Annotated in this window: 23 protein-coding genes; 15 read left to right on the forward strand and 8 right to left on the reverse strand. The window is 71.3% G+C overall.

The genetic code is table 11. The features are described 5' to 3' along the window. Nucleotides 1-222 precede the first annotated feature (222 nt). Nucleotides 223-1,347 carry a suppressor of fused domain protein gene (locus tag Psi01_RS04320; protein ID WP_204062609.1) on the reverse strand — a complete coding sequence of 375 codons (1,125 nt, stop codon included), beginning with the start codon at nt 1,345-1,347 and terminating at the stop codon, nt 223-225. 73 nt (nt 1,348-1,420) lie between these two features. On the opposite strand from Psi01_RS04320, the gene rlmN reads away from it, so the two are divergent. Both rlmN and Psi01_RS04330 read left to right on the forward strand, forming a co-directional pair. Then, on the forward strand, nt 1,421-2,545 hold the full coding sequence (gene rlmN, locus Psi01_RS04325; RefSeq protein WP_204062610.1) for a dual-specificity RNA methyltransferase RlmN: 1,125 nt from the start codon (nt 1,421-1,423) through the stop codon (nt 2,543-2,545). Nucleotides 2,546-2,665: 120 nt separating this feature from the next. Next, nucleotides 2,666-3,241 (forward strand): hypothetical protein, encoded by a 576-nt coding sequence (locus tag Psi01_RS04330; RefSeq protein WP_204062611.1) that lies wholly within the window; start codon nt 2,666-2,668, stop codon nt 3,239-3,241. A gap of 4 nt (nt 3,242-3,245) precedes the next feature. Here Psi01_RS04330 and aspS read toward each other — a convergent pair whose 3' ends face one another. Both aspS and Psi01_RS04345 read right to left on the reverse strand, forming a co-directional pair. Next, a complete protein-coding gene (gene aspS / locus Psi01_RS04335) occupies nt 3,246-4,634 on the reverse strand; it encodes an aspartate--tRNA(Asn) ligase (protein ID WP_239127069.1) in 1,389 nt (462 codons plus the stop codon). A gap of 427 nt (nt 4,635-5,061) precedes the next feature. After that, nucleotides 5,062-6,060 carry a zinc-dependent alcohol dehydrogenase family protein gene (locus tag Psi01_RS04345; protein WP_204062612.1) on the reverse strand — a complete coding sequence of 333 codons (999 nt, stop codon included), beginning with the start codon at nt 6,058-6,060 and terminating at the stop codon, nt 5,062-5,064. A 92-nt stretch (nt 6,061-6,152) separates the two neighbouring features. Between Psi01_RS04345 and Psi01_RS04350 the strand changes: the two genes are divergently transcribed. Further along, nucleotides 6,153-6,500, forward strand: coding sequence for an ArsR/SmtB family transcription factor (locus Psi01_RS04350; protein WP_204062613.1), 348 nt, complete (start codon nt 6,153-6,155; stop codon nt 6,498-6,500). A 102-nt stretch (nt 6,501-6,602) separates the two neighbouring features. Here the strand turns inward: Psi01_RS04350 and Psi01_RS04355 are convergent, their stop codons facing one another. Both Psi01_RS04355 and Psi01_RS04360 read right to left on the reverse strand, forming a co-directional pair. After that, the gene (locus tag Psi01_RS04355) at nt 6,603-7,274 is read right to left on the reverse strand and encodes a hypothetical protein (protein WP_204062614.1); all 672 of its coding nucleotides are present in this window, start codon (nt 7,272-7,274) and stop codon (nt 6,603-6,605) included. 97 nt (nt 7,275-7,371) lie between these two features. Continuing rightward, entirely contained in the window at nt 7,372-8,082 is a 711-nt protein-coding gene (locus Psi01_RS04360) for an ABC transporter ATP-binding protein (RefSeq protein ID WP_204062615.1), read from the reverse strand. A gap of 174 nt (nt 8,083-8,256) precedes the next feature. Between Psi01_RS04360 and Psi01_RS04365 the strand changes: the two genes are divergently transcribed. Beyond that, nucleotides 8,257-9,246, forward strand: a complete 990-nt coding sequence (locus tag Psi01_RS04365) for a DivIVA domain-containing protein (RefSeq protein ID WP_204062616.1) — start codon at nt 8,257-8,259, stop codon at nt 9,244-9,246. Nucleotides 9,247-9,293: 47 nt separating this feature from the next. On the opposite strand, the gene Psi01_RS04370 is transcribed toward Psi01_RS04365, so the two are convergent. Then, nucleotides 9,294-9,788 (reverse strand): Lrp/AsnC family transcriptional regulator, encoded by a 495-nt coding sequence (locus tag Psi01_RS04370; protein WP_204062617.1) that lies wholly within the window; start codon nt 9,786-9,788, stop codon nt 9,294-9,296. Between the two features lie 194 nt (nt 9,789-9,982). Here Psi01_RS04370 and Psi01_RS04375 point away from each other — a divergent pair, with 194 nt between their 5' ends. From Psi01_RS04375 to Psi01_RS04410, 8 genes are all read left to right on the forward strand, one after another. Further along, the gene (locus Psi01_RS04375; protein WP_204062618.1) at nt 9,983-11,440 is read left to right on the forward strand and encodes a gamma-aminobutyraldehyde dehydrogenase; all 1,458 of its coding nucleotides are present in this window, start codon (nt 9,983-9,985) and stop codon (nt 11,438-11,440) included. Nucleotides 11,441-11,465: 25 nt separating this feature from the next. After that, complete coding sequence (locus tag Psi01_RS04380) at nt 11,466-12,611, forward strand: ABC transporter ATP-binding protein (protein ID WP_204062619.1); 1,146 nt, start codon at nt 11,466-11,468, stop codon at nt 12,609-12,611. An 8-nt stretch (nt 12,612-12,619) separates the two neighbouring features. Next, nucleotides 12,620-13,861, forward strand: coding sequence for an ABC transporter substrate-binding protein (locus Psi01_RS04385; protein ID WP_204062620.1), 1,242 nt, complete (start codon nt 12,620-12,622; stop codon nt 13,859-13,861). A gap of 3 nt (nt 13,862-13,864) precedes the next feature. Then, the gene (locus tag Psi01_RS04390; protein ID WP_204062621.1) at nt 13,865-14,728 is read left to right on the forward strand and encodes an ABC transporter permease; all 864 of its coding nucleotides are present in this window, start codon (nt 13,865-13,867) and stop codon (nt 14,726-14,728) included. Further along, nucleotides 14,725-15,507: an ABC transporter permease gene (locus Psi01_RS04395; RefSeq protein ID WP_204062622.1), complete on the forward strand. Its 783-nt coding sequence runs from the start codon at nt 14,725-14,727 to the stop codon at nt 15,505-15,507. The genes Psi01_RS04390 and Psi01_RS04395 overlap by 4 nt, the downstream gene beginning before the upstream one ends. A gap of 168 nt (nt 15,508-15,675) precedes the next feature. Then, nucleotides 15,676-17,070, forward strand: coding sequence for an NAD(P)/FAD-dependent oxidoreductase (locus tag Psi01_RS04400; RefSeq protein WP_204062623.1), 1,395 nt, complete (start codon nt 15,676-15,678; stop codon nt 17,068-17,070). A gap of 64 nt (nt 17,071-17,134) precedes the next feature. Then, a complete protein-coding gene (locus Psi01_RS04405; RefSeq protein ID WP_204062624.1) occupies nt 17,135-18,022 on the forward strand; it encodes an alpha/beta hydrolase in 888 nt (295 codons plus the stop codon). 109 nt (nt 18,023-18,131) lie between these two features. Beyond that, nucleotides 18,132-19,289: a DUF418 domain-containing protein gene (locus Psi01_RS04410; RefSeq protein WP_204062625.1), complete on the forward strand. Its 1,158-nt coding sequence runs from the start codon at nt 18,132-18,134 to the stop codon at nt 19,287-19,289. 242 nt (nt 19,290-19,531) lie between these two features. Here the strand turns inward: Psi01_RS04410 and Psi01_RS04415 are convergent, their stop codons facing one another. Together Psi01_RS04415 and Psi01_RS04420 are read right to left on the reverse strand one after the other, a co-directional pair. Then, a complete protein-coding gene (locus Psi01_RS04415; protein WP_239127071.1) occupies nt 19,532-21,418 on the reverse strand; it encodes a propionyl-CoA synthetase in 1,887 nt (628 codons plus the stop codon). A gap of 74 nt (nt 21,419-21,492) precedes the next feature. Next, entirely contained in the window at nt 21,493-22,452 is a 960-nt protein-coding gene (locus tag Psi01_RS04420; protein WP_204062626.1) for a carbohydrate kinase family protein, read from the reverse strand. A gap of 181 nt (nt 22,453-22,633) precedes the next feature. On the opposite strand from Psi01_RS04420, the gene Psi01_RS04425 reads away from it, so the two are divergent. Genes Psi01_RS04425 through Psi01_RS04435 form a run of 3 tightly spaced genes read left to right on the forward strand, consistent with a single transcriptional unit; the run spans nt 22,634 to nt 25,496 of the window. Beyond that, nucleotides 22,634-23,638 (forward strand): sugar ABC transporter substrate-binding protein, encoded by a 1,005-nt coding sequence (locus Psi01_RS04425; protein WP_204062627.1) that lies wholly within the window; start codon nt 22,634-22,636, stop codon nt 23,636-23,638. A 2-nt stretch (nt 23,639-23,640) separates the two neighbouring features. Then, nucleotides 23,641-24,642 carry an ABC transporter permease gene (locus Psi01_RS04430; protein ID WP_204062628.1) on the forward strand — a complete coding sequence of 334 codons (1,002 nt, stop codon included), beginning with the start codon at nt 23,641-23,643 and terminating at the stop codon, nt 24,640-24,642. Further along, complete coding sequence (locus Psi01_RS04435; protein WP_204062629.1) at nt 24,639-25,496, forward strand: ATP-binding cassette domain-containing protein; 858 nt, start codon at nt 24,639-24,641, stop codon at nt 25,494-25,496. The genes Psi01_RS04430 and Psi01_RS04435 overlap by 4 nt, the downstream gene beginning before the upstream one ends. The last annotated feature ends 192 nt before the right edge of the window (nt 25,497-25,688 follow it).

The raw sequence follows: 25,688 nt of genomic DNA on the forward strand, positions 1-25,688 counted from the left end.
CGCGCGGGCCTGCGGATGACGCGTCTCGAAGGCGAACCGGCCGCCGTCGCGCAGCGCCGCCCGGACCGCGGTCAGCGACGCGCGCGGATCGTCGTCGTCCACCAGGCACCGGAAGGCGTTGCCGGTCATCGTCGCCAGGCCGAACTCCCGGTCCCAGCGCGCCTGCGCGGCGACGGCGGCGGCGTCCGCGTCTGAGGACATCCGGGCAGTGTTCATGAAAGATCATCCGTCGCCGATCGAATTTCCCCTCCCGCCCGGGAGCGTTCCCTGGGAGGGCCGGATGAGGCGGTCGATCGACAGGTGGGGGAGCAGCTTCTGATAGTCCTGCGCCGCCGTCTCCAGCTCCTCCGCGGTGACGGGCACCAGCCACAGCCACTGCACGGCGTCGCCGCCGAAGGTGAAACCGGACAGGTCGGGTAGACCGGGCAGCCCGGCGAGCATGATGACGCCGCTGTAGGCGGAACCGAGCGGGAAGGTCTCGGGCCGGTGGTACCACCGGGCCGTGTGGCCGTGGCCGAGCCAGGTGACCGAGTGCCACGGATACTGGCCCAGCCACATGAACAGCCGGGCCGCGTCCCGCGGGTCGCCGGGGGTTGCCACGGCGAGCTCGACCCGGGCGTAGGCGTCCGGCCGGTCGATGTACTGCTCCACCGTGGGCATGCGCTGGCAGCTCATCCCGACCGTGGACAGGATGGTGTAGCGGCGGCTGCGCTCCGGGGGCCGCTCGGTGATCCCCACGGTTGGCAGCCGCCCGCCGCCCGCGTCCCAGAACCGGCCCGCGGACCCCACGGCCCGGTCCAGGTGCCCCATCACGAACTGCTGGAACGACGCCCACGCGCCGTCGCCGCCGCGCCATTCCCAGTAGGAGCGGGCCTTGGCCAGCCGGGGGGCCAGCCCTTCGTGGGCCTCCTCCAGCGACCACGCGAACGGGGTCTCGCCGATGGCGTCGCGGGAGTAGCCGGGCATTGCCCTGGTCATGTCCGCCCAGCCAGGAATGACCGCGAGCAGTTCGTCGTTCTCGTACAGGGCGACGCCGTCGCCCTCCTCGAACCACAGCGGCCGCAGCGTGCCCAGCGGCGGCCGGCCGGAGGGGTGCCGGGTGTTGGCCCGGGGCGCCACCGGGGGACGGCCGGAGTTCAGGCGGTTGAGATCGACCGCCGGCGGGGCCGGGGCGTGGTTGGCCAGCCAGACCGCTCCGTGCACCGCCCCCGTGGGTTCGCACAGGTAAGCTACCGAGGAAATCTCGTCGCGCTCGACCACCAGGGTCCGGCTTCCGTAGGGATTGACGTCGGTGAGCACGACCTCGACGCCGTCTCCCCGCTCACCCGTGGAGCGGAATGTCGCCATACATCCGGACTTTAGATCAAGGGCCGGGTGCCGCTTCGAGTATTCGCACAATCGTCGAGAGAAGGCTTCGGACGTGTCGACTGCCAGCCCGACCGGGACCCCCGCTCCCGGCCAGCTCACCTTCGTGGCGCCCCGCCGGGCCAAGCCCGCGCGCCACCTGGCCGACCTCACCATGGCCGAGCGCCGGGCGGCCGTCGCCGAGCTGGGCGAGAAGCCCTTCCGCGCCGACCAGCTCTCCCGGCACTACTTCGACAAGCTCAACGGCGAGCCGGCGACGATGACCGACCTGCCCGCCGCGGCGCGCGAGAAGCTCGGGACCGCCCTGTTCCCCAAGCTCCTGACCTCCGTGCGGGAGCTGACCACCGACAACGGCACCACCCGCAAGACGCTGTGGCGGCTGTTCGACGGCGCCCTGGTGGAGTCGGTGCTCATGCGCTACACCGACCGCACCACGATGTGCGTGTCCTCCCAGGCGGGCTGCGGCATGAACTGCCCGTTCTGCGCCACCGGCCAGGCGGGGCTGACCCGCAACATGTCGACGGCCGAGATCGTCGAGCAGGTCGTCGCCGGCGCCCGCGCGCTGGCCGCCGGCGAGGTGCCCGGCGGTCCCGGCCGGGTCAGCAACGTGGTCTTCATGGGCATGGGCGAGCCGCTGGCCAACTACAAGGCCGTGATCGGCGCCGTCCGCCGGCTGGTCGAGCCCTCGCCCTCCGGCCTGGGCATCTCCGCCCGCGGGATCACCGTCTCCACGGTCGGCCTGGTCCCCGCGATCGGCAAGCTCGCCGACGAGGGCCTGCCGGTGACGCTGGCTCTGTCCCTGCACGCCCCCGACGACGAGCTCCGCGACACCCTGGTGCCGATCAACACCCGCTGGAAGGTCTCCGAGGTCCTGGCCGCCGCCTGGGACTACGCGGCGAAGACCAAGCGCCGCGTCTCCATCGAGTACGCCCTGATCAAGGACATCAACGACCAGGAGTGGCGGGCCGACCTGCTCGGCAAGCTCGTCAAGAACAAGCTCGTGCACGTCAACCTGATCCCGCTCAACCCCACGCCCGGCTCCAAGTGGACCGCCTCCCGCCCCGAGGACGAGCGGGCCTTCGTCCGCCGCCTGGAGTACCACGGCGTCCCGGTCACGGTCCGAGACACCCGCGGCCGTGAGATCGACGGCGCCTGCGGCCAGCTCGCCGCCGCCGAATAGCGCTCCCGGACCCCGCCCCGTACGGCGGACGGACCCCGGCTCCCCGTGTGGGAGGCCGGGGTCCGTCCGTTACCAGAGGGTTCCAAGTGGCACGCAAGCCCGCCGGTGAATCCTCGGAGGGTGAACATCGCGAGAATCTCCCTGACGGCGCTCCTGGCGGGCGTCCTGGCCGGGTGCACCTATACCGTCGAGGCCGACCTGACCGCGGACGCGGCGTCGCCCGAGAAGACGAAGGCGCCCGGCACCTTCGCCGAGCCGTTCCCCGACAGGCTGTTCACGATGGACCGCGTCTCCGTCGTGCCCGCCGCGGGGGACGCCGTGATCCCGGACGGGCCGAGCCACAAGGCCGCCGGCCAGCAGCTGACCGTGACCTACCGCAGCGGCGAGGGGCCCACCGCGGGCCAGCAGGTCACCGCCACCGGAGCCCAGGCCCAGGTGAGCGACCTCAAGGCCGCGCTGGACTGGCTGACCGAGAAGGCCGGCACGCCGGCCGGGGCGAAGACGGGCTGGGTCCCGGTGAGCCCCGGAGTGTCCCCCGCCGCGGCCGCCTGCCAGAACCTCGCCGAGGGCGAGGGCACCCGCTGCTACTGGGTCGACGCCGACACGGTGGGCTTCCTGCACATGTCCAAGGAGGCGGCGCCGTACATCCCCTTCGGCAAGACCCGGATCGCACTGGAGGACCTGGAGGAGAAGTAGTCCCTCATGGGCTGAGGCGGTGCAGGTCGCGCGGGAACAGCGTGGCCTGCCGGATGTTGGCCGCCCCGGTCAGCCGGGAGGTCCAGCGCTCCAGCCCGATGGCGAAGCCGCCGTGCGGGGGCATGCCGCAGGCGAAGGCGGCCAGGTAGCCCGCGTAGTCCCGCGGGTCCTCGCCCCGGGCCGTCAGCGCCGCCAGACAGTCGGCGTGCCGGTGCAGCCGCTGCCCGCCGGTGACCAGCTCCAGCCCGCGGAAGAGCAGGTCGAAGCTGCGGGAGTACTCCGGCCGCTCCGGGTCCGGATGGGTGTAGAAGGGGCGTTTGACCATCGGGTAGCCGGTGACGAACACGAACTCCGAACCGTGCTCGCGCAGCGCCCACTCGCCCAGCCGGCGCTCATGGGCGGGCGCGAGGTCGGGTTCGCCCCGCGGGTCCTCGCCGGTGTGCCGGGCGATCAGCTCCTGCGCGTCGGCGAAGTGGATCGAGGGGATCTCCTGCGGAACCTCGGGCAGTTCGATCTCCAGCAGGGCGAGCGCGGATCCGGCCCGCGCGGACACCGAGGCGTGCATGCCCGCCAGAGCCTGCCGCAGCACGGCCATCACGTCCCGGTGGTCGCGCACGAACCCCAGCTCGGCGTCCAGGCTGGTGTACTGCGCCAGATGCCGGGCGGTGTCGTGCGGCTCGGCCCGGAAGACCGGGCCCACCTCGTAGACCCGCTCGAAGACCCCGACCAGCGCCTGCTTGTAGAACTGCGGCGACTGCGCCAGGAAGGCCGGGCGGCCGAAGTAGTCGATGCCGAAGACGTTCGCCCCGGACTCGGTGGCGGTGCCGACGATCTTCGGCGTGTGGGTCTCGACGAACCCGAGCCCGTCCAGCGCGGCCCGGAACCCGGCCACCCCGGCCGCGGCGATCTCGAACGGCGCCCGCAGACGCGGGTGACGCAGGGCGGCGGGGGCGTTGTCGAGGATGGTCGGCAGCGCGGCCGGAACGGCGGGCCGGTAGAGGTCGAACGGGGGCGGCTGAACGGCCTCCGACAGCACCTCGACCACCGGCCCGGCCGGACTCCCGGCCACCGGCCGGGTCCCGGTGCCGGTCCCGGTGCCGGTCTCGGAGGCGGTCTCGGCCCCGGTGCCGGTCTCGGCTTCCGCTTCGGCTCCGGCCAGTTCGGCACCGCCCGGCGCGGCGGGGTTGGCGACCACGGTGCCGGTGACCTCCAGGACCGTCTCCTCGGGGTAGGGCACCGGCTCGCGGAGCACGACCTGGGCCAGCCCGGAACGGTCGCGGACCACCAGGAACGAGACGGACTTCAGCTCGCGGCGGCGGTGCAGCCAGCCGGAGAGCCGGACGGTACGGCCGACGTGCGCGGGCAGGTCGGCGGCGAGAACTCGATGGATCATCACGTTTCCTCACGGAGCATGAGCTGATCCCTTGGGAGTGCGGGCGAGAAGGGCAACTCGCGGTGCCACCGCACTTTCGCCGCCGCCGTCCCGTGGCGCCGGGTGACCCGTGACGCCCGACGGCGCGGGGCGCATCCGGTGCCGGATGGTGAGGCGGCGGCCTCTGGGGCCCGATGACGGGGGCCGGCCGGCGGGGCATCGGGCCCGGTGCCGCACTCCGGCGGCGGGGCCGTTCCTCCCCGCACTCGGGAGGGTCTTCGTCCGAAGGCGCAGGGCCGCCTTCACAGCTTCCGGCGGCTCTCTCGACCCGCGTGATCTTTCGGACTACTCGTCTCCGTCAACGCGTTGCCGCCACCCTAGGAGGCGCCTCATCGAACCCGCAAACGGTTATCGGCCGGGGATCCCGCGACCGGCGGCCCGGCGGTGATCAGTGCGTGACGGTGACCACGATCTTGCCGATCTGGGCGTTCGACTCCAGGTAGCGGTGCGCCTCGACGATGTCGCCCAGCTCGAAGGTGCGGTCCACCACGGGCCGGAAGGCTCCCGAGCGCAGCCCGGAGGTCACGAAGGCGGCCGCCCGGCGCAGCCGCTCGGGCCGCTTGGTCGTCTCCAGCAACGTGTAGGTGCGCATGTTCAGCGCGGGCATGCCGAGCTCGAATCCCGGATAGGGGGTCGCCTCGCCGCTCAGCGCGCCGTACAGGATCAGCGTGCCGTCGTCGGCTACCACCTTGGCAAGATCCCGCACCCCGGGGCCGGCGACGGCGTCGAAGACGTACTCCGCACCCCGCCCGCCGGTCGCCGCGAGCACCCGCTCGGCCACGTCCTCCGACTCGCTGACGATCACTTCCGCGGCGCCCTCCTTCAGCAGCGCCCGTTTCTTGGCGGCGGTGCGGGTGACGGCGATCGGCGTGGCGCCGATCCGCTCGGCGACGTGGATGGCGGCCAGGCCGACGCTGCTGGAGGCCGCGTTCAGCACGACCGTGTCCCCGGGACGCATTCCGCCGACCTCCACCAGCCCGCCGTAGGCCGTGACGTACGGCATCCACACCGCCGCGCCCTCCACCGCGTCAAGCCCCTCGGGGCGCCGTACCACTGCCGCCGCGGGCACGATCGCCCGCTCGGCGTAGACGCCGTAGTCGTTCTGCGAGAACGCCGGCACGGTGCTGATCGCGTCCCCGGGCCGGAACCCGGTCACGCCCTCGCCCACCGCCTCGACCACACCGGCGGCCTCCGTGCCCAGCCGGGCCGGGAACCGCCGCACCGGCTCGATGTAGTCCCCGGTGCGGAACAGCACCTCAGCCCGGTTCAGGCCGATCGCGTCCACCCGGATCCGCACCTCGCCCGGGCCCGGCTCACCGGTCTCCACGTCCTCCAGTCGCATGACCTCGGGCCCGCCGAGTCCGCGGAACAGCACCGCCTTGCTCATCGCCCCGTCCTCCCGCCGTGATGAATGATGATCCACCCAAGCACGAAAGTACGATGGCGGTCAAACTTTGATGGCTGTCGTACTATGGGGTCATGGAGGCCGATCGAATCCCTCACCACCCCGACGTACGGACGATCACGTTGCAGCGGGTCCTCGAAGCCGTCGTCGACCCGGTACGGCGGAGCATCGTCACGCAGTTGTGCGGCGCCTCCGGCGACATCGCCTGCGGCGGGTTCGACCTGCCCGTGAGCAAGTCCACGGCCACGCACCACTTCCGGATCCTGCGTGAGGCCGGTCTCATCCGGCAGTACTACGCCGGCACCTCACGGATGAACGCCCTGAGGCGCGACGAGGTCGACGAGGTCTTCCCCGGTCTGCTGGACGCCATCGTCACAGCCGAGCGGCCGACAGGTGATCCCGAACGCGCCACGGCCGGCTGAACACGTCAACGGCCGAAGCTCGTGCTGTCGACGATCGCCGGGGCGGCGGGGGCGGGCGGCGCGTGGCCCACTGCGGACGCGCTCCACGGGTGGGGTCACCGGTCAGGGGCGGGTGCGGCGGAGACGGATGTAGGCGAGGGCGCCGGCGGTGGACCACAGGAGGGTGGCGGCCGTGACGGGGAGCAGGATCTCGTCGAGGGTGCCGGCGTTGGCCGCGCGCATCCAGGGCATGACCGGCACGGTGAACGAGCCGATCGGGGTGAGGCTGATCAGCAGCAGCATCACGTAGCCGCCGAACAGCACCAGCATCGACGTGGCGGGGGAGGGCATGATCGGCTTGCTGGTCAGCGCGCCGAGGGCGGTGCCGGCGCCGAGGCCGAGCAGGTGCAGGACGACGCCTCTGGCGATGTCGCCGGCCGGGGGGACGGAGGCGAAGCCGTGGATCAGCGGCAGGGTGATCGCGATCGCCGCCAGGCCGATGTTGACGGTCAGGGCCGCCAGCAGCCCGGCGCCGATCTCCCTGCGGGGGCCTCCGGCCGCGGTCATCGAGATCAGCCGCTGCGCCGCGGGCTCGGTGTCGAGCAGGCCCCGGGCGGCCCACGCGAAGACGACGATCAGCAGCCCGGCCGAGTCGGCGTAGGAGGTCAGCTGCTTGCCGTCGGGGATCACCGACGAGTAGAAGATCAGCATCATCGTGAACAGCCCGATCACCGGCTGCAGCAACCGGTGGGACCTGGCGTAGGCGGCCAGCTTGAACCGCATGAGACGGATCACCGGAGGTCTCCTCGCACCGTGGAGCGCACCCGCGCCGTTCCGCGGTCCGCGTCCACCCCCACGCGGCCCGTTCCCCTCGCCGTACGGCTGCCGCGCCTCATGTGGCCCGCCTGGTGGTGTAGCCGTCGGCGCGCAGCTTCTGCTCGACCTCGTCGGCTTCGTCGGCGTCGACGATCACCTCGATGACCGTCCGCCGCGCCCGCTCGCCGTCGCGGGCGACGACCGCGCCGTCCTCGACCAGCCAGTGGTCGGCGCCGGGGAAGCTGCGCAGCTGGTTCTGGTGGTCGCTGACCACGACGGCGCCGCCGGCCGAGGCGACCTCCTCGATGATCTCCGGGAGCTCGGTCCTGGTCTGCTCGTCGAGGCCGGAGAACGGCTCGTCGAGGATCAGCAGACCGGGCGGCGCCAGCAGCGACTGGATCAGCCCCACCTTCTGCGCGCTGCCCTTGGACAGGTCGCCGAGCGGCTGGCCGAGCAGGTGGGAGGCGTTCAGCCGCTCGGCCAGGGCCGTGCCCGAGGCGGCGGGCACGCCCCGGATCCGGGACATCTGCGCCAGATAGGCGGAGACGGTGAACGGCTGGTCGACGGGGAAGACGTCGGGGGCGTAGCCGACGACCGGGGGCCGGTCGGCGATCGAGCCCCGGGTCGGGGGGACGATCCCGGCCAGCAGGCGCAGGAGCGTCGACTTGCCGGCCCCGTTGCGGCCGGTGACCTCCACGACGGACCCGGCGCCGAGCGCGAGCTCGACCTCCTGGATGATCCACGGGCCGCGGCGGGAGTATCGGAAGGACACATCGGAGAGCCGCATAGGCCCGCCACCCTACCTCGCCGTGATCGGCCCCGTTGTCCCCGTAGCGGACGTCCCCGCCGTCGCCACAGTGATCGTTGTCGTCGCCGGATCGAGCCGTCACCGTTACTCGCTTTACCGGGTACGGCCCTTCAGAATGAGATGTCACACAGGGAATGGAAAGGATGCGGGGTTTTGAACCGCTTTCCACGGGTGCTGGGCGTGCGTTCCGGATATGACCCGGACCAGGTGGACGCACTGATCCGTCGCATCGAGGGCACCCTCGGCCGGGGCACGCTGGTCGGAGAGCCGATCACCGCCGACGAGATCCGCGACGCGCGCTTCCGTACCAAACTGGGCGGCTACAACGAGACCGCGGTGGACTTCGCGCTGGAGGCCTTCATCGTGGCGGTGGAGACCAGGGCCGCGGAGCTGCACGCCGCGCAGGCGCGGACGGTGGAGACCCGGACTCCGGCGCCCGGATCGGGGAACGGCGCGGCGCGGCCCGCCGTACCCGCGGCTTCCCCGTCCGGCTGGCCCGATCCCGGCATCGCCGTACCGGATCGGCCCGGCCCGGGCGTCGCCGTACCGGATCGGCCCGGCCCGGGCGTCGCCGTACCGGATCGGCCCGATTCCGGCGCGGTGCGGTCCCCGGCGGCCGTGGGCGCGGAGCCGGCGCGCGGGGACGGCCCGGCCGACGACGAGGGCCGGGCGGCCGTGGCGCACGGCGGTGAGGAGCACGCCCCCGGACCGGAGGGATCCGCCGAGGCGGAGCCGTACCAGGAGCCCTACCAGGAGCCGCTTCAGGAGCAGCCCTACCGGCAGTCCTATCAGGAGCCCCACCAGGCGCAGCCCCATCAGGAGCGGCCGCTCGACCCCTGGCCCAAGCCCCCGATGCCGGTCAGCGTCACGCTCGCCGAGCGCGAACGGCAGGCGCTCAGGGTGGAGCAGGTCGCCTTCCGGCCCGGACGGCTGGGCATGGGCTACAACGAGGGAGAGGTCGACGTCTTCCTCGACCGGCTCGTGGCGACCCTGCGCGGGACCACCGAGCAGCCGCTCACGCCCCAGGACGTGCGGGGGGTCAGGTTCGCCACGGTCATGTTCAAGCCCGGCTACTCCGTGGGCCAGGTGGACGCGTTCCTCGCGGAGATGGCCGGGGTCCTGGAAGAGCACCTCGGACGATGAGGCCGCCGGGCGCCCCGGGAGGTCTCAGCGGGCAACCCGCCGGGGTGTCAGCGGGTGCCCCAGGAGTAGGTCTGCTTGTGCAGCTTGAGATAGACGAAGGTCTCGGTCGCGCGCACGGTCGGGATGGCGCGGATCTTGCCCAGGATCTCCAGGAGGTGCTGGTCGCTCTCGCACACCACCTCGACCATGATGTCGAGGGACCCGGCGGTCAGCACGACGTAGTCGATCTCCGCGATGGCCGACAGCTCGTCGGCCACCATCTCCAGGTCGCCCTCGCACTTGATGCCGATCATCGCCTGGCGGGAGAAGCCCAGGGTCAGCGGGTCGGTGACCGCGACGATCTGCATGACGCCCGCGTCGAGCAGGCGCTGGACCCGCTGGCGGACGGCGGCCTCGGACAGGCCCACCGCCTTGCCGATCGCCGCGTACGGCTTGCGCCCGTCGGACTGCAGTTCCTCGATGATCCGCTTGGAGATCTCGTCGAGGACGACGGTGCCGGACTTGGCGTCGGTGTCACGGCGGACCTTGGGCGGCGTCGTCATCCGCGCTCCCTGGCGTCATGTTTCGGGGCTGTAGCCGTCATGTTGCGTCTCCGATGCGACATGTTGTCAGTTCTGACCGCTCTGTCAAGCGATTCCGTAGCAATTTGGTATCTTCGCAACGAAATCCCTTGTCGCGAGCCTGTTGCTCTGTAAGAGTCGCGACAACTCAGCCCCCATGCTCTAGGAGGTCGACGATGACCACCCCGGTTGAGAACACTGAGCTCACCCGTCTCCGAAACTACGTCAACGGCGAGTTGGTGGACGCCAAGAGCGGCAGGTTCTCCGATGTCATCGACCCGTGCACCGGCGAGGCCTACCTCCGGGCGCCGATCTCCGGCGCGGAGGACGTCGACGCGGCCTACGCCGCCGCGGCGGCCGCGTTCGAGAGCTGGAGCCAGACCACGCCCGGCGAGCGCGCCAACCTGCTGCTGAAGGTCGCCGACGCCATCGAGGCGCGGGCCGGGGAACTGAACGAGGCCGAGTGCCGCAACACCGGCAAGCCGCGTGCCCGCATGGCCGAGGACGAGACGCCGGTGGCCGCCGACCACTTCCGGTTCTTCGCCGGTGCCGCCCGCACTCTTGAGGGACCGACCTCGGGCGAGTTCCTGGCCGACCACACCTCCGTCATCCGGCACGAGCCGATCGGCGTCGTGGGCCAGGTCACGCCGTGGAACTACCCGATGATGATGGCCGTGTGGAAGATCGCCCCGGCGCTGGCCGCGGGCAACACCGTCGTGCTCAAGCCGTCCGACACCACCCCGGTCTCCACGGTCAAGCTGGCCGAGATCATGGGTGAGGTGCTGCCGAAGGGCGTCTTCAACGTCGTCGTCGGCGACCGCGAGACCGGCGCCCTCGTCGTGGGCCACCCGACCGCGCAGATGGTCGCGATCACCGGCTCGGTCGGCGCGGGCATGGCCGTGGCCAAGAGCGCGGCCGAGGACCTCAAGCGGGTCCACCTGGAGCTCGGCGGCAAGGCCCCGGTCGTCGTCTTCGACGACGTCAAGGACCTCAAGGCCGCCGCGGAGGCCATCGCCACCGCGGGGCTGTACAACGCCGGCCAGGACTGCACCGCCGCCTGCCGCGTGCTGGTCCACGAGGACGTCCACGACGAGTTCACCGCCGCGTTGGTCGAGGCCGCCGCCGGCACCAGGACCGGCGACCTCTCGGACGAGGAGGCGCTGTACGGCCCGCTCAACAACGCCAACCAGCTGGAGCGCGTCGCCGGCTTCTTCGAGCGGGTACCCGGCCACGCCAAGGTCCTGACCGGCGGCCACCGGATCGGCGACAAGGGCTACTTCTTCGCCCCGACCGTCGTCGACGGCCTCCAGCAGGACGACGAGATGGTGCAGAACGAGGTCTTCGGCCCGGTCATCACCGTCCAGACCTTCTCCGACGAGGCCGACGCGGTCGCCAAGGCCAACGGCGTCAAGTACGGTCTGTCGGGTTCGGTGTGGACCTCCGACCACGGCAGGGCGATGCGGATGTCGAAGAAGCTGGACTTCGGCGTGGTGTGGGTCAACACCCATATCCCGTTCGTCTCGGAGATGCCGCACGGAGGGTTCAAGCACTCCGGCTACGGTAAGGACCTGTCGGTCTTCGGTCTGCACGACTACCTGCGCGTCAAGCACGTCATGCACTACATCGGCGAATAGCCGCGAACAGAGGAACAAGCCTGGTATGACCGGAATCCAGGCGGGCACGGAGGCGGCCGAGGCCGCCTCCGGCGCACCACAGGTGCCCGCCATCGAGCTCGACGGGGTCGTCAAGGAGTATCTCGCCCACGGTGAGGTCGTCCAGGCGGTCAAGGGAGTCACCCTGGCGATCGCCGAGGGCGAGTTCTTCTCGCTCCTCGGCCCGTCCGGCTGCGGCAAGACCACCACCATGCGCATGGTGGCCGGGTTCGAGGAGCCCACGCGCGGCGTCGTGCGGCTGCACGGCCAGGACGTGACGAACGTCCCGCCGAACAAACGCGACGTGAACATGGTGTTCCAGTCCTACGCGCTCTTCCCCCATATGAGCGTCTGGGAGAACGTGGCCTTCGGCCTGCGGCGCCGGAAGGTCGCCGAGGCCGAGATCAAGCGGCGCGTCGGCGAGATGCTGGAGATCGTGGACCTCGTCGGGCGCGAGAAGCGCCGCCCCCGGGAGATGTCCGGCGGCCAGCAGCAGCGGGTGGCCCTGGCCCGCGCCCTGGTCAACCGGCCCCGCGCGCTCCTGCTCGACGAGCCGCTGGGCGCCCTGGACCTCAAGCTCCGCCAGGCCATGCAGATCGAGCTCAAGCGCATCCAGCGCGAGGTCGGCATCACGTTCGTCTACGTCACCCACGACCAGAGCGAGGCGCTCACCATGAGCGACCGCATCGCGGTGATGAACGACGGCCTGGTCGAGCAGCTCGCCTCGCCCCGCGAGATCTACGAGCGCCCGGCCACCGCCTTCGTGGCCGGCTTCATCGGCACCTCCAACCTGCTGAGCGGCGCCGTGGACCGGGTCGAGTCCGGGTGCGCCGTACTGAAGCTGGGCGAGCACGGACGGGTCCTGGTGGCGGAGGCGTCACGGCAGGCGGGGGACCCGATCTCGGTGACCGTCCGGCCCGAGAAGATCACCATTTCCACCGAGGAGCCGTCGGGGGACATCAGCGCCGTGCGCGGCACCGTATCCGAGGTGGTCTACCTGGGGTTGTACAACAGTTATGCGGTGCGCCTCGCCGACGGCGCCGAGGTCACCGTATTCCAGCAGAACGCGCTCGACAGCACGAGTACGGCGGAGCGTGGCGACGCCGTGTGGTTGTCGTGGCAGCCGCACCACTCGTACGCAATCGGAAGTTGAGTCCCTCCATGCACCACCTCAGCACCTCTCCCGCCTTCCTCCGCGGCATGACCCAGAGCCGCTCCGTCAGCCGTCGCGACGTCTTCCGCCTGGCGGGACTGTCCGCCGCCGGGCTCGCCCTGAGCGCCTGCGGCGTCCAGGGCCAGCAGAAGGCCGCCCCCAAGCCCTCCGAGGTCGCCGGCTTCTGGGCCGGCAAGCAGAAGAACGGCAAGGTCGTCTTCGCCAACTGGCCGGAGTACATGCCCGAGGACCGCGGGCCGCTGAAGAAGTTCGAGCAGGAGACCGGGATCAAGGTCGAGTACCTCGAGGTCATCGAGGAGAACGCCTCCTTCTTCGGCAAGGCCGAGCCGCAGCTGCGGGCCGGGCAGCCGCTGGGCTACGACATCATCGTGATGACCAACGGCACGCAGTTCGCCAAGATGCAGGCCCTGGGCTACCTGGTGGCGCTGGACCACAAGCAGCTGCCGAACTTCGCCGCCAACGCCGGGGCGAAGTACAAGAACCCGGCCTACGACCCGAACAACACCTACTCCATCCCCTACACCTCGGGCATGACCGGGATCGCGTACAACACCAAGTACGTCAAGGACCCGATCAAGAGCATCCAGGCGCTGTTCGATCCCAAGTACAAGGGCAAGGTCGGCATGATGGCCGACTCCCAGGAGATCGCCAACTACGGCCTGCTCGCGCTCGGCGTCGCGCCGGAGCAGTCCACCAAGGCCGACTGGGACAAGGCCGCCGCGATGCTCCAGAAGCAGCGCGAGGACGGCATCGTCCGCAAGTACTACGACCAGGACTACATCGACGCGGTGTCCAAGGGCGACGTGTGGCTGACCATGGGCTGGTCGGGCGACGTCTTCCAGCGTCAGCTCGCCGGGGAGCCGGTCGCGTTCATGGTGCCCGAGGAGGGCGGCACCATCTGGACCGACAACATGATGATCCCCAAGGGCGCGGCCAACCCGGTCGACGCGCTCATGCTGATGGACTACCTGTACAAGCCCGAGATCGCCGCCGAGCTGACGGAGTACATCCAGTACGTCACGCCGGTGCCCGCGGTGAAGGACCTCCTGTCCACCAAGGCCGCCGGGCTGAAGGGCGAGGACAAGGAGGCCCTCGAGGCGATGATCGAGAGCCCGCTGATCTTCCCGACCGAGGCCGACTACGCCAAGCTGCACACCTACGTCACGCCCTCCACGCCCGCCGAACAGGAGGCCTTCGAGAGCATGTTCCAGGCCGTCACGCAGGGCTAGCGGATGAGAAGAGTCAGAGCGGCGGCCGCTCCGTACCTGCTGGCCCTGCCGGCCTGGATCTGGTTCGCGATCTTCTTCGTGGTCCCGATCGCCGCCATGGCCTCGGTCTCGCTGACGACCGGCAACCTCCTGGAGGGTTTCCAGCAGACCTTCAGCGTCTCCAACTACGCCAAGGCCGTCGGGCAGTACCACACTCAGCTGATCAGGTCGCTGATCTACGGCGGGATCGCCACGCTGATCATGCTGGTGCTGGCCTACCCGATGGCGTACTGGATCGCCTTCAAGGGCGGCAGGCGCAAGTCGATGTACCTGTTCCTGCTGCTGCTGCCGTTCTTCGTCTCCTTCGTGCTGCGCACGATCTCCTGGGGCTTCCTGCTGGCCGACGACGGCATCCTGTTCGGGCCGCTGAAGTCGGCGGGGCTGCTGCCCGCGGACTTCCACGTGCTGGCCACGGACGTGGCGGTGATCGGCGGCCTGGTCTACAACTTCCTGCCGTTCATGGTGCTGCCGATCTACGTGGCGCTGGAGCGGGTGGACCCGAGGGTCGTCGAGGCCGCCTACGACCTGTACGCCTCGCGGCTGGCGGCCTTCCGCAGGGTGGTGCTGCCGCTGTCGCTGCCCGGCGTCTTCGCGGGCGTGCTGATGACCTTCGTGCCGGCCACGGCCGACCCGGTCAACGCCCGCATCCTGGGCGGCACCGGCAACACGATGATCGGCAACATCATCCAGACCGAGTACCTGACCAACAACGACTACCCGACCGCGTCGGCGCTGTCGTTCACGCTGATGGCGGTGCTGCTGGTGGGCATCTTCGTCTACGCGCGGTCGCTCGGCACCGAGAACGTGCTGGAGGCGGCGGCCCGATGAGAGGCAGACTCGGCGACCGGCTCCTGCACGTCTACACCTGGCTGATCATCGCGTGGCTCACCGCGCCGATCGCCGTGATGATCCTGTTCGGCTTCAACGACAAGCAGAGCAAGTCCAACACCTCCTGGCAGGGCTTCACGCTGCGCTGGTACGGCGAGCTGTTCGCCGACGGCTCGCTCACCGGCGCGCTGGTCAACTCCCTGCAGATCGCGGTGATCAGCACCATTCTGACCACCGTGATCGGCACCCTCCTGGGCCTGGCCCTGGGGCGCTACCGCTTCCGCGGCAAGGGGGCGAGCAACTTCCTGGTCTTCGCGGCGATCTCGACGCCCGAGCTGGTCATGGGAGCCTCGCTGCTGTCGCTGTTCGTCTCGGGGAACACCCCGCGGGGCCTGCTCACCATCACCATCGCGCACGTGCTGTTCTCACTGTCCTTCGTGGTGGTGACGGTGCGCGCCCGGGTGGTCGGGCTGGATCCCTCGCTGGAGGAGGCGGCCAGGGACCTGGGCGCGGGCACGTGGACCACCTTCCGCCTGGTGACCCTGCCGGCGATCATGCCCGCGGTGTTCGCCGGGGCGCTGCTGGCCTTCGCGCTGTCCATCGACGACTACGTCGTGACGAGCTTCGTCAACGGCTCCACGCTGACGTTCCCGCTGTGGATCATCGGCTCGGTCAAGGTGGGCATCCCGCCGCAGGTCAATGTGATGGGCACACTCATCTTCGGCATCGGAGTCGCGATCGCGGTCGGCAACGCGATCGCGAGCAGACGCCGCACCTGAGGACCCCGCGGGCCCGCGCCGCACGGCGCGGGCCCGCGGCGTACGCCGCGAGCAAGGAACAGGGAGGCGAGATCGGAAACAGGCGGGGGGAACCCGCGCTCGTTCAACTGACTGACCGAGCAATCAACTCAAGGAATCTTTTCAAGACTCACGTTGGGAAGTGAGATTGTGGATCCGCTGAAGGCACTGACTGATGCGGAGCGCAAGCCGTACTGGCTGGACAGTCCGGCGAAACCGGAGCCGCAGGCGCGGCTCTTCGGAAACACGGGCGCCGACCTCGCGGTGGTCGGCGGCGGCTTCTCGGGGCTGTGGACGGCCCTGATGGCCAAGGAGCGCGACCCGTCGCTCGACGTGGTCCTGCTCGAAGGACGCAGGATCGGCTGGGCGGCCTCGGGCCGCAACGGCGGCTTCGCGATGGCGACCCTGACCCACGGCATCGCCAACGGGCTGGAGCGCTGGCCCGAGGAGATCTCCACGCTGGAGCACATGGGCCTGCGCAACCTCGACGAGATCGGCGAGACCGTCGCCCGCTACGGCATCGACTGCGGCTACGAGCGCACCGGCGAGCTGCACGTGGCCACCGAGCCGTGGCAGCTGGAGGAGATGCACGAGAGCTCGCAGATCGCCCGCGAGCTTGGCGTCCGCCTCGACATGATGGACGCCGCCCAGGTGCGCGCGGAGGTGGACTCGCCCACCTACGTCGGCGGGATGTGGGAGCGCGACGGCTGCGCCATGCTCGACCCCGCCCGCCTGGCCTGGGGACTGCGGCAGGCCTGCCTCGACCTGGGCGTGCGCATCCACGAGCGCACGCCGGTGCGCGCCATGCGCGACACCCCGGCGGGCCTGGACCTGCTCACGCCCTACGGCTCCGTCAGGGCCGCCAGGGTCGCCCTGGGCACCGGCGTCTTCCCGCCGCTGCTGCGCAGGCTCAGGCACTTCCTGGTGCCGGTCTACGACTACGTGCTGATGACCGAGCCGCTCTCGGCCGGGCAGCTGGCCTCGGTCGGCTGGCACAACCGGCAGGGCGTCGGCGACTCGGCCAACCAGTTCCACTACTACCGGCTGACCGAGGACAACCGCATCCTGTGGGGCGGCTACGACGCGGTCTACTACAACGGCGGGAAGATCAAGCCGGAGTACGAGCAGCGCGACGCCACCTTCGTCAAGCTGGCCGAGCACTTCTTCGCCACCTTCCCCCAGCTGTCGGACCTGCGCTTCACCCACCGGTGGGGCGGGGTCATCGACACCTGCAGCCGCTTCAGCGCGTTCTACGGCACCTCGCACGGCGGGCGCCTGGCCTACGCCGCCGGATACACCGGCATGGGCGTCGGGGCCACCCGGTTCGGCGCCAACGTCATGCTCGACCTGCTGAGCGGTGAGCGGACCGAGCGGACCGAGCTGCGGATGGTCAAGGAGAAGCCGATCCCCTTCCCGCCCGAGCCGGTGCGCTCGGCCGGGATCCAGATGACCCGGTGGTCGATCGCCCAGGCCGACCTCAACCAGGGCCGCCGCAATCTGTGGCTGCGCACCCTGGACCGGATGGGTCTCGGGTTCGACTCCTAGCGGGCCGTCTCCTCGGGAGCTGTACGGCTCGCGCCGCCGGTGCGGGCCGTACAGACTTGGGGGCATGACCGAGAGGGTTGAGTTCACCGCAGACGGGATCACGCTCGTCGGAGACCTGCGCGTCCCGGCCGGGCCGGGACCGCATCCGGCGCTGGTCTTCACCGGGCCCTTCACCGGCACCCGCGACCAGGTGACCGGGCTGTACGCCGCCCGGCTGGCCGAGGCCGGATACGTGACGCTGGCCTTCGACCACCGCAACTGGGGCGAGTCCGGCGGGCGGCCGCGCCGGCACGAGGACCCGCAGGGCAAGCTGCACGACCTGCGGGCCGCGGTGTCGCTGCTGCGCGCCCGGCCCGAGGTGGACGGCGACCGGATCGGCGCGGTCGGGATCTGCCTGGGCGGGGGGTACGCCCTCAGGTTCGCCGCCTTCGACCCGCGGGTGAAGGCGTTCGCCGGGATCGCGGGCGCCTACAACAACCCCTACGCCATGCGCGCCGGGATGTCCCCGGAGGGATACCGGGGGGCGCTGGCCTCCTTCACCGAGGTCCTGGAGCGCCAGGACCAGGGCGGGCCGACGGAGTATCTCCCGGCCGTCGCGCAGGAGGGCGAGGCCGCGATGCCGGGCGACGAGCCGTTCGCCTACTACGGCACCGAGCGCGGCGCCTCGCCGCACTGGCGCAACGAGGTCACCCGGGCCTCCATCCGCGAGCTGGTCACCGTGGACAACATGACCGGCGCCGACTTCCTGTCACCCACACCCGGGCTCATCGTGCACGGCGTCGTCGACCGTTTCTGCTCGCCGGAGGGGGCCGAGGAGGCCTACAAGCGCATGGACGAGCCCAGGAAGCTCGTCTGGCTGGACGCCCGGCTGCACATCGACCTCTACGACGCCGAGCCGTACGTCACCCAGGCCGTGGAGGCCGTCACGGACTTCCTCGGCGAGCATCTTTAGTCGACGGCCGGACCGGACCGAAGACGGAGGCCGTACATCCATCGGTGTACGGCCCGTCTGGGTCCGCGTGCCGATGTCCCGGGCCGGTCGGGACGCGATCGTGGAGGATATGACCGACCGACGTATCGACGCTCTGGACGTGCTCAGGGGCGTGGCCATCATGGGCACGCTGGGCACCAATATCTGGATCTTCACCGACCCCGGCGGACCCGCCGCGGTGTTCGAGGCGCTGGCCCGGCCGGGCGCCGTGGAGACCTTCCTGAGATTCCTGACCAACGGGAAGTTCCTGGCGCTGCTCACGCTGCTGTTCGGGGTGGGGCTGGAGCTGCAGTACCGCTCGGCGCGGCGGCGCGGCACCCCCTGGCCCGGCTGGTACCTGTGGCGGGCCGCGCTGCTGTTCGTCGAAGGCTTGATCCACTATTTCCTGATCTTCGAGTTCGACGTGCTCATGGGCTACGCGATCACCTCGATGATCGTGGCCTACCTGATCGGCCGGAGCGACCGCGCCGTGCGGGCCTGGATGATCGGTGTGGGCTCGGTGTTCGCGGTGGTGATCGGCCTGCTCACCGCCGCGCTGCTGTACGAGCAGGACACGGCGGCCGCCCCGGCCGCCCCGAGCACGCTGTTCAGCCGGGGAAGCTACGGCGAGCAGGTCGCCGCCCGGTTCGAGCTGTTCGGCCTCTACCGGCTGGAGGCGGTGTTCATCGTCCCGATGGGCGTCGTGCTGTTCCTGCTCGGCTCACGGCTGACGCGGGCCGGGGTGTTCGAGGACTCCGGCCGGGGCGCCGCGCTCCGGCGCAGGCTCATGATCTTCGGTCTCGGCGTGGGCGCCCCGCTGAACCTGCTGACCTCCTTCGCCGGGCAGGACTGGTTCCTGGTGGACCGCTATCTGCTGCCGCCGCTGGTGGCCCTGGGCCTGCTCGGCCTGGTCACCACGATCGTCCACCGGATGTCCGGCGCCCCCGGCCCGCTGCGCCGGGGCCTGACGGCCGTCGGCCGGACGGCGCTGAGCTGCTACGTCTTCCAGAACCTGGCGGGGGCCGTGCTCTGCTACGGCTGGGGGCTCGGGCTGGCCGAGCGCCTGGACGGGCTGCGGCCGTGGTGGGTGCCGGTCGCCTGGGCGGTCATCTGCGTGCTGTTCATGACGCTGGCCTCCCTCTGGCTGCGCCGCTATGACCGGGGGCCGCTGGAGCTGGCCTGGCAGTGGGCCTACCGGGCGCCCCAGCGTTCCCGGCGGGAGCGGGAGCACACCCCCGCCTCCCGCTGAGCCCCGCGTGTACGGCCCGGCCCGGGCCGGTCCCGTGTGCGTGGCCCGGGCCGGCGTGCCGGATGGCGGGGCCGCCCATGGGGTGTGTCCGTGGCCGGGCGGGTGCTGCCTGGCCGGGGACGCGCCTCACGACTGGGCGACACCCGCCCTGCCGCGCACCGCCGTACCCGCCCTGCCGCGCACCGCCGTACCCACCCTCAGCCTGAGGACCCACTCGGCCGGCCGTCCCGCACTCCGGCCGCCTACCGTCCCTGATCAGGCGCGATGACCGGGCGCAGGGCGTCCAGGACCGTGGCGTCCTCGATCGTCGAGGGCACCGGTTCGTCGGCGCCCTCGGCCATGCCGCGCATGGTCTTGCGCAGGATCTTCCCCGAGCGGGTCTTCGGCAGGGCCGGGACGACGTCCACCCGTTTCAGCGCGGCCACCGCCCCCACCTCGTCGCGCACCGCCCGGACCAGCTCGGCGCACACCGTCTGCGGGTCGGCCTCCACCCCGCTCTTGAGCACCACGAAACCGCGCGGCACCTGGCCCTTCAGCTCGTCGGCGACCCCGATCACCGCGCACTCGGCGACCGCCGGGTGCGCGGCCAGCACCGCCTCCATCGACCCGGTCGAGAGCCGGTGCCCGGCCACGTTGATCACGTCGTCGGTGCGGCCCATCACGAACAGGTAGCCGTCCTCGTCCAGGTAGCCGCCGTCGCCGGTCAGGTAGTGACCGGGGAACTGCGACAGGTACGAGCTCACGTAGCGCTCGTCGTCCTGCCAGAGCGTGGGCAGCGTGCCGGGCGGCAGCGGGAGCCGCAGGCAGATGGCGCCCTCCTGGCCGGGGGCGCGGTCGCGGCCGTCGGAGTCGAGGACCCGGACGTCGTAGCCGGGGACGGGCACGGTGGGGGAGCCCGGTTTGATCGGCATGGGGTCCAGCCCCCGCAGGTTCGCCGCCACGGGCCAGCCGGTCTCGGTCTGCCACCAGTGGTCGACCACCGGCACGCCCAGCTTCTCCGAGGCCCAGTGGTAGGTGTCGGGGTCCAGGCGCTCCCCGGCCAGGAACAGCGTCCGCAGCGACGAGATGTCGTACTTGCCGAGCAGGGCCGCGGCCGGGTCCTCCCGTTTGATCGCCCGGAAGGCGGTGGGCGCGGTGAACAGCGTGCTCACCCCGTGCTCGGAGATCACCCGCCAGAACGCGCCCGCGTCCGGCGTGCCGACCGGCTTGCCCTCGTACAGGACGCTCGTGGCGCCCAGCAGCAGCGGGCCGTACACGATGTAGGAGTGGCCGACGACCCAGCCCACGTCCGAGGCCGCCCAGAAGACCTCTCCCGGCCGGGCGTCGTAGACCTCGCGCATGCTCCACAGCAGCGCGACCGCGTGCCCGCCGTTGTCTCTGACCACGCCCTTGGGCAGGCCGGTGGTGCCGCTGGTGTAGAGGATGTAGAGCGGGTCGGTGGCCCGCACCGGCACCCATCCGGCCGGTTCGGCGGCGGCCACGGCCTCGGCCCAGTCGAGGTCCCGGCCCGGGACGAGCTCGGCGGGGGCCTGCTCGCGCCGGAGGATCACGCACCGCTCGGGCCGGTGCGCGGCGAGGTCGAGCGCGGCGTCGAGCATCGGCTTGTACGGCACCACCCGGCTCGGCTCGATCCCGCAGGACGCCGAGACGATCACCTTGGGCCGGGCGTCGTCGATCCGGACCGCCAGCTCCCTGGGCGCGAACCCGCCGAACACCACCGAGTGCACCGCGCCCAGCCGCGCGCAGGCCAGCATGGCGACGACGGCCTCGGGCACCATCGGCATGTAGACGACCACCCGGTCGCCCCTGGTCACGCCCAGGTCCCGGAGCACCCCGGCGAACCGGGCGACCTCCTCCAGCAGCCCGGCATAGGTGAGGCGGCGGACGGTCCCGGTGACCGGGCTGTCGTGGATCAGCGCGAGGCGCTCGCCGTACCCCGCCTCCACGTGCCGGTCGAGGGCGTTGAAGCAGGTGTTGAGCTCCCCGTCGGGGAACCAGCGGTAGAACGGGGGATCGTCGCGGTCCAGGACCCGGGACGGCGCGGCGCTCCAGGCGACGGCCTGGGCGGCCTCTCCCCAGAAGCCCTCGGGGTCGGCGATGCTGCGGGCGAAGACGTCGGCGTACGGCACCAGGCCATCATGCTCTCCGCCAAGCGCTTGGTCGAGATGCCTCCCCGGCCGGTCCGCCCGGCCGCGGGCTCCCCTCAGCTCATCGGGAGCGTCTGTCCGGCCAGGTCGGCCGCCCAGGGCGGGTTGGCCCCCGCGACCGAGCAGGTCAGCGCGGCGACCCGGGCGGCGAAGGCGGCCGCCTCGGTGGCCTGGGCGAGGGTGAGGCCGTCCAGCCGCCCGCCGAGCAGGCCCTGGGCGTGCAGCCGGTGCAGCAGGCCGGCGGTGAAGGAGTCCCCGGCGCCGACCGTGTCCACGACCTTGGCGGCGGGCGCGGGCACCGTGGCCGCCTGCCCGTCCAGCGAGACGAGCGCGCCCTGCGGGCCGCGCGTCACCACGACCAGGCGGGCGCCCGCGGCGTGCCAGCTCTCGCAGACCTGCTCCACGGGCTCGCCGGGGTGGATCTGGCCCAGGTCGTCGTCGCTCAGTTTGACGATGTCGGCCAGCGCGCACCACCGGTGCATCCGCGTCCGGTAGACGGCCGGGGGCACGAGGGCGGCCCGCACGTTGGGGTCGATCGACACCGTGGTCCGCTCCCGCACGCGCTCCAGCAGCTCCTCGACGTGCCCGGCCCCGGGCGCGCGGACCAGGGCCAGGGAGCCGGTGTGCAGGCAGGCCGCCTCGCCGACCCGCCCGGTGTCCAGCTCCTGCGCGCTCCACTGCCAGTCGGCGCTGCCCTCGGCGTGGAAGGAGTAGCCGGCCTGCCCGGCCGCGTCGAGAGTGGCCACCGCCAGCGTGCTGGGCTCGCCGGCGCTCACGCAGCCGCTCAGGTCGACCCCGGAGGCCTCCAGGTGGGCGCGGAACATGGAGCCGAAGGAGTCGCGGGAGATCCGGGCGAGGAAGCGGGTGGGGGTGCCCAGACGGGCCAGGGCCACCGCGGTGTTGGCCGGGCCCCCTCCGGGCAGCACGCGCAGGGTCAGTTCGTTCGGACCCGCGCTCCCGATCGTGAAGGCGTCCGCGACGCACTCGCCGAGCACGGCGACCTGGGTGGAGGGCATTGGCCTGCCTTTCTGGGAAGAGACGTCTCCGGGCACGGGATCCATGGTGCCCACTCGTTACGGAGAAGAGGCATTGACGTTTCCTCAAACGGAGTTCATCATCGCATCGCAAGGGATGTCAACGTTGACATATGTCAACGTTGACATCACCCGCCCCCCCAGAGGAACCAGGAGTCATCCCATGTCTCGTAGCACTCGCGCGACCGGCGCCCTCGGCGCCTGCGCGATAGTCGCCACGATCGCCCTCGCCGGTTGCGGCGGGGGAGGCGGCACCGCCGGCCAGGCGGACGCGATCAAAGTGGGCCTCATCACCAAGACCGAGACCAACCCCTTCTTCGTCAAGATGAAGATCGGCGCCGAGGCCGCCGCCAAGGCCGAGGGCGCGGAGCTGATGACCGCCGCGGGCAAGTTCGACGGCGACAACGCCAGCCAGATCACCGCGATCGAGAACATGGTCGCCGCCGGGGTGAAGGGCATCCTCATCACGCCCAGCGACTCCAAGGCGATCGTGCCCGCCGTGCAGAAGGCGCGTTCGGCCGGCGTCCTGGTCATCGCGCTGGACAGCCCGACCGAGCCGCAGGAGGCCACCGACGCGCTGTTCGCCACGGACAACTTCAAGGCCGGCGAGCTCATCGGCCAGTACGCCAAGGCCACGATGGCCGGCAAGCCCGCCAAGATCGCGACCCTCGACCTCGCTCCCGGCATCGCGGTGGGGCAGCTGCGCCACGACGGCTTCCTCAAGGGCTTCGGCATCCAAGAGGGCGACCCGTCCGTGGTCTGCTCCCAGGACACCGGCGGCGACCAGTCCAAGGGACAGACCGCGATGGAGAACTGCCTGCAGAAGGCCCCCGACATCAACCTCGTCTACACCATCAACGAGCCCGCCGCCCTGGGCGCCTACACCGCGCTGAAGGCCAAGGGCCGCGAGAAGGACGTGCTCATCGTCTCGGTCGACGGCGGCTGCGTCGGCACCAAGGCCGTGCAGAGCGGCCAGATCGCCGCCACCTCCCAGCAGTACCCGCTGAAGATGGCCGAGCAGGGCGTCAAGGCCGTCGTCGACTACGGCAAGAACGGCACCAAGGTCTCCGGCTACACCGACACCGGCGTCACCCTGATCACCGACAAGCCCGCCGGCGGCGTCGAGGCCAAGGACACCGCGTTCGGCCTGCAGAACTGCTGGGGGTGAACATGACCGCGACGATGACCCCTCCCAAGCCGCCCGAGGCGGCCGAGCCCTCGCCGGCCCGCCGGCTGCTGAGCACGCCGACGGTGGGACCGCTGGCGGCCCTGCTGCTCGCCTGCGTCTTCTTCTCCTTCAACAGCGACCAGTTCCTCACCGGCGGGAACTTCTCGCTGATCATCCAGCAGGTGATGGTGGTCGGCACGCTGGCCATCGGCCAGACGCTGATCATCCTCACCGCCGGGATCGACCTGTCCAACGGCGCCATCATGGCCTTCGGCGGCATCCTGATGGCCAAGCTGGCCGCCGAGGGCACCGTGCCCCCGCTGGTCGCGATCGCGCTCGGCCTGCTGGTGTGCGCGGGGTTCGGCGCGGCCAACGGGCTGCTGGTCACGCTCGTCCCGCTGCCGCCGTTCATCGTCACGCTGGGCATGCTCAACGTGGCCTTCGCGCTGACCCACATCTACTCGCAGGACCAGACGGTCACCAACCTGCCGGCGCCGCTGACCGCGCTGGGCGAGACCTTCGCCATCGGTGACACCCGGGTGACGTACGGCTCGCTGCTGACGATCCTGCTGTTCCTGCTGTTCGCCTACCTGCTCGGCCAGACGGCCTGGGGCAAGCACGTCTACGCCCTGGGCAACAGCCCCGAGGTGGCCAGGCTCACCGGCATCAGGACCGGCCGGCTCACCGTCGGCGTCTACACGACCGCCGGGTTCGTGTACGGCATCGCCGCGCTGCTGCTGGTCTCCCGGACCGGCGTCGGCGACCCGCAGGCCGGGCAGACCGACAACCTCGACAGCATCACCGCCGTGGTGCTGGGCGGCACCAGCCTGTTCGGTGGCCGGGGACTGGTGATCGGCACCCTGATCGGCGCGCTCATCGTGGGCGTCTTCCGGAACGGCCTGCAGCTCATGGGGGTGGCCTCGATCTACCAGACCCTGATCACCGGAATCCTGGTCATCCTCGCCGTCACCGTGGACCAGCTCTCCCGCAGGAGGATCCGATGACCGACTCTCCCTCCGCCCCGGTCCCGCCCGCCGGGACCGCGCAGACCCCGGTGCTGCAGGCCCGCGGCCTGGTCAAGCGCTACGGCCACGTGACGGCGCTCGACGGCGCCGACTTCGACCTGATGGCGGGCGAGGTGCTCGCCGTCATCGGCGACAACGGCGCGGGCAAGACGAGCCTGATCAAGGCCCTGACGGGGGCGCTCCAGCCCGACGAGGGCGAGATCATGCTGGACGGCAGGCCGGTGCGCTTCCGCGACCCCCTCGACGCCCGCAGGAACGGCATCGAGACCGTCTACCAGGACCTGGCGGTGGCGGCCTCGCTCGACATCGCCAGCAACATGTTCCTCGGCCGCGAGGCGCGCCGGCCCGGTTTCCTCGGCCGCGTCTTCCGCCTGCTCGACCACCGGCGGATGCGCGAGGAGTCGGCCCGGCACATGGCCGAGCTCAAGATCGGCCTGCGGTCCCTGACCCAGCCGGTGGAGTCGCTGTCCGGAGGTCAGCGCCAGGGCGTGGCGGTGGCGCGGGCGGTGGCCTGGGCCCGGCACGTGGTGGTCATGGACGAGCCGACCGCGGCGCTGGGCGTCAAGGAGTCCGGGCAGGTGCTCGACATGATCCGCAGGGTCCGCGACCGGGGCCTGCCGGTGGTGCTGATCAGCCACAACATGCCGCACGTGTTCGAGATCGCCGACCGGATCCACGTGCAGCGGCTCGGCCGCCGCGTCGCCCAGATCAAGCCCGGCGAGCACAGCATGGCCGAGGTCGTCGCGATCATGACGGGCGCGCTGCGGCTGGACGCCGACGAGCAGGCCGTGGTGGCCGACAAGGAGGCGGCCCGGGCGATCGGCCTCACGTGACCCCCGGCGCGGGCGGCCGGCCTCACGTGACCCCCGGCCGGGGCGGCCGCTCCATCCCGCTCCCCGGCCCGGGGTGGTCGCTCCATCCCGCTCCCCGGCCCGGGGGCCCGTCCCGCCCGTTCCCCGGGTGGCGTACCCGGCGCTCCCGTACCCGGTCCGGCGGCCCGCCCGGGTCGCCCGACCGGGGCGGAG

The sequence above is a fragment of the Paraplanobispora siamensis genome (assembly GCF_016863175.1).
In the GTDB taxonomy this organism is placed as follows: Bacteria; Actinomycetota; Actinomycetes; order Streptosporangiales; family Streptosporangiaceae; genus Planobispora; species Planobispora siamensis.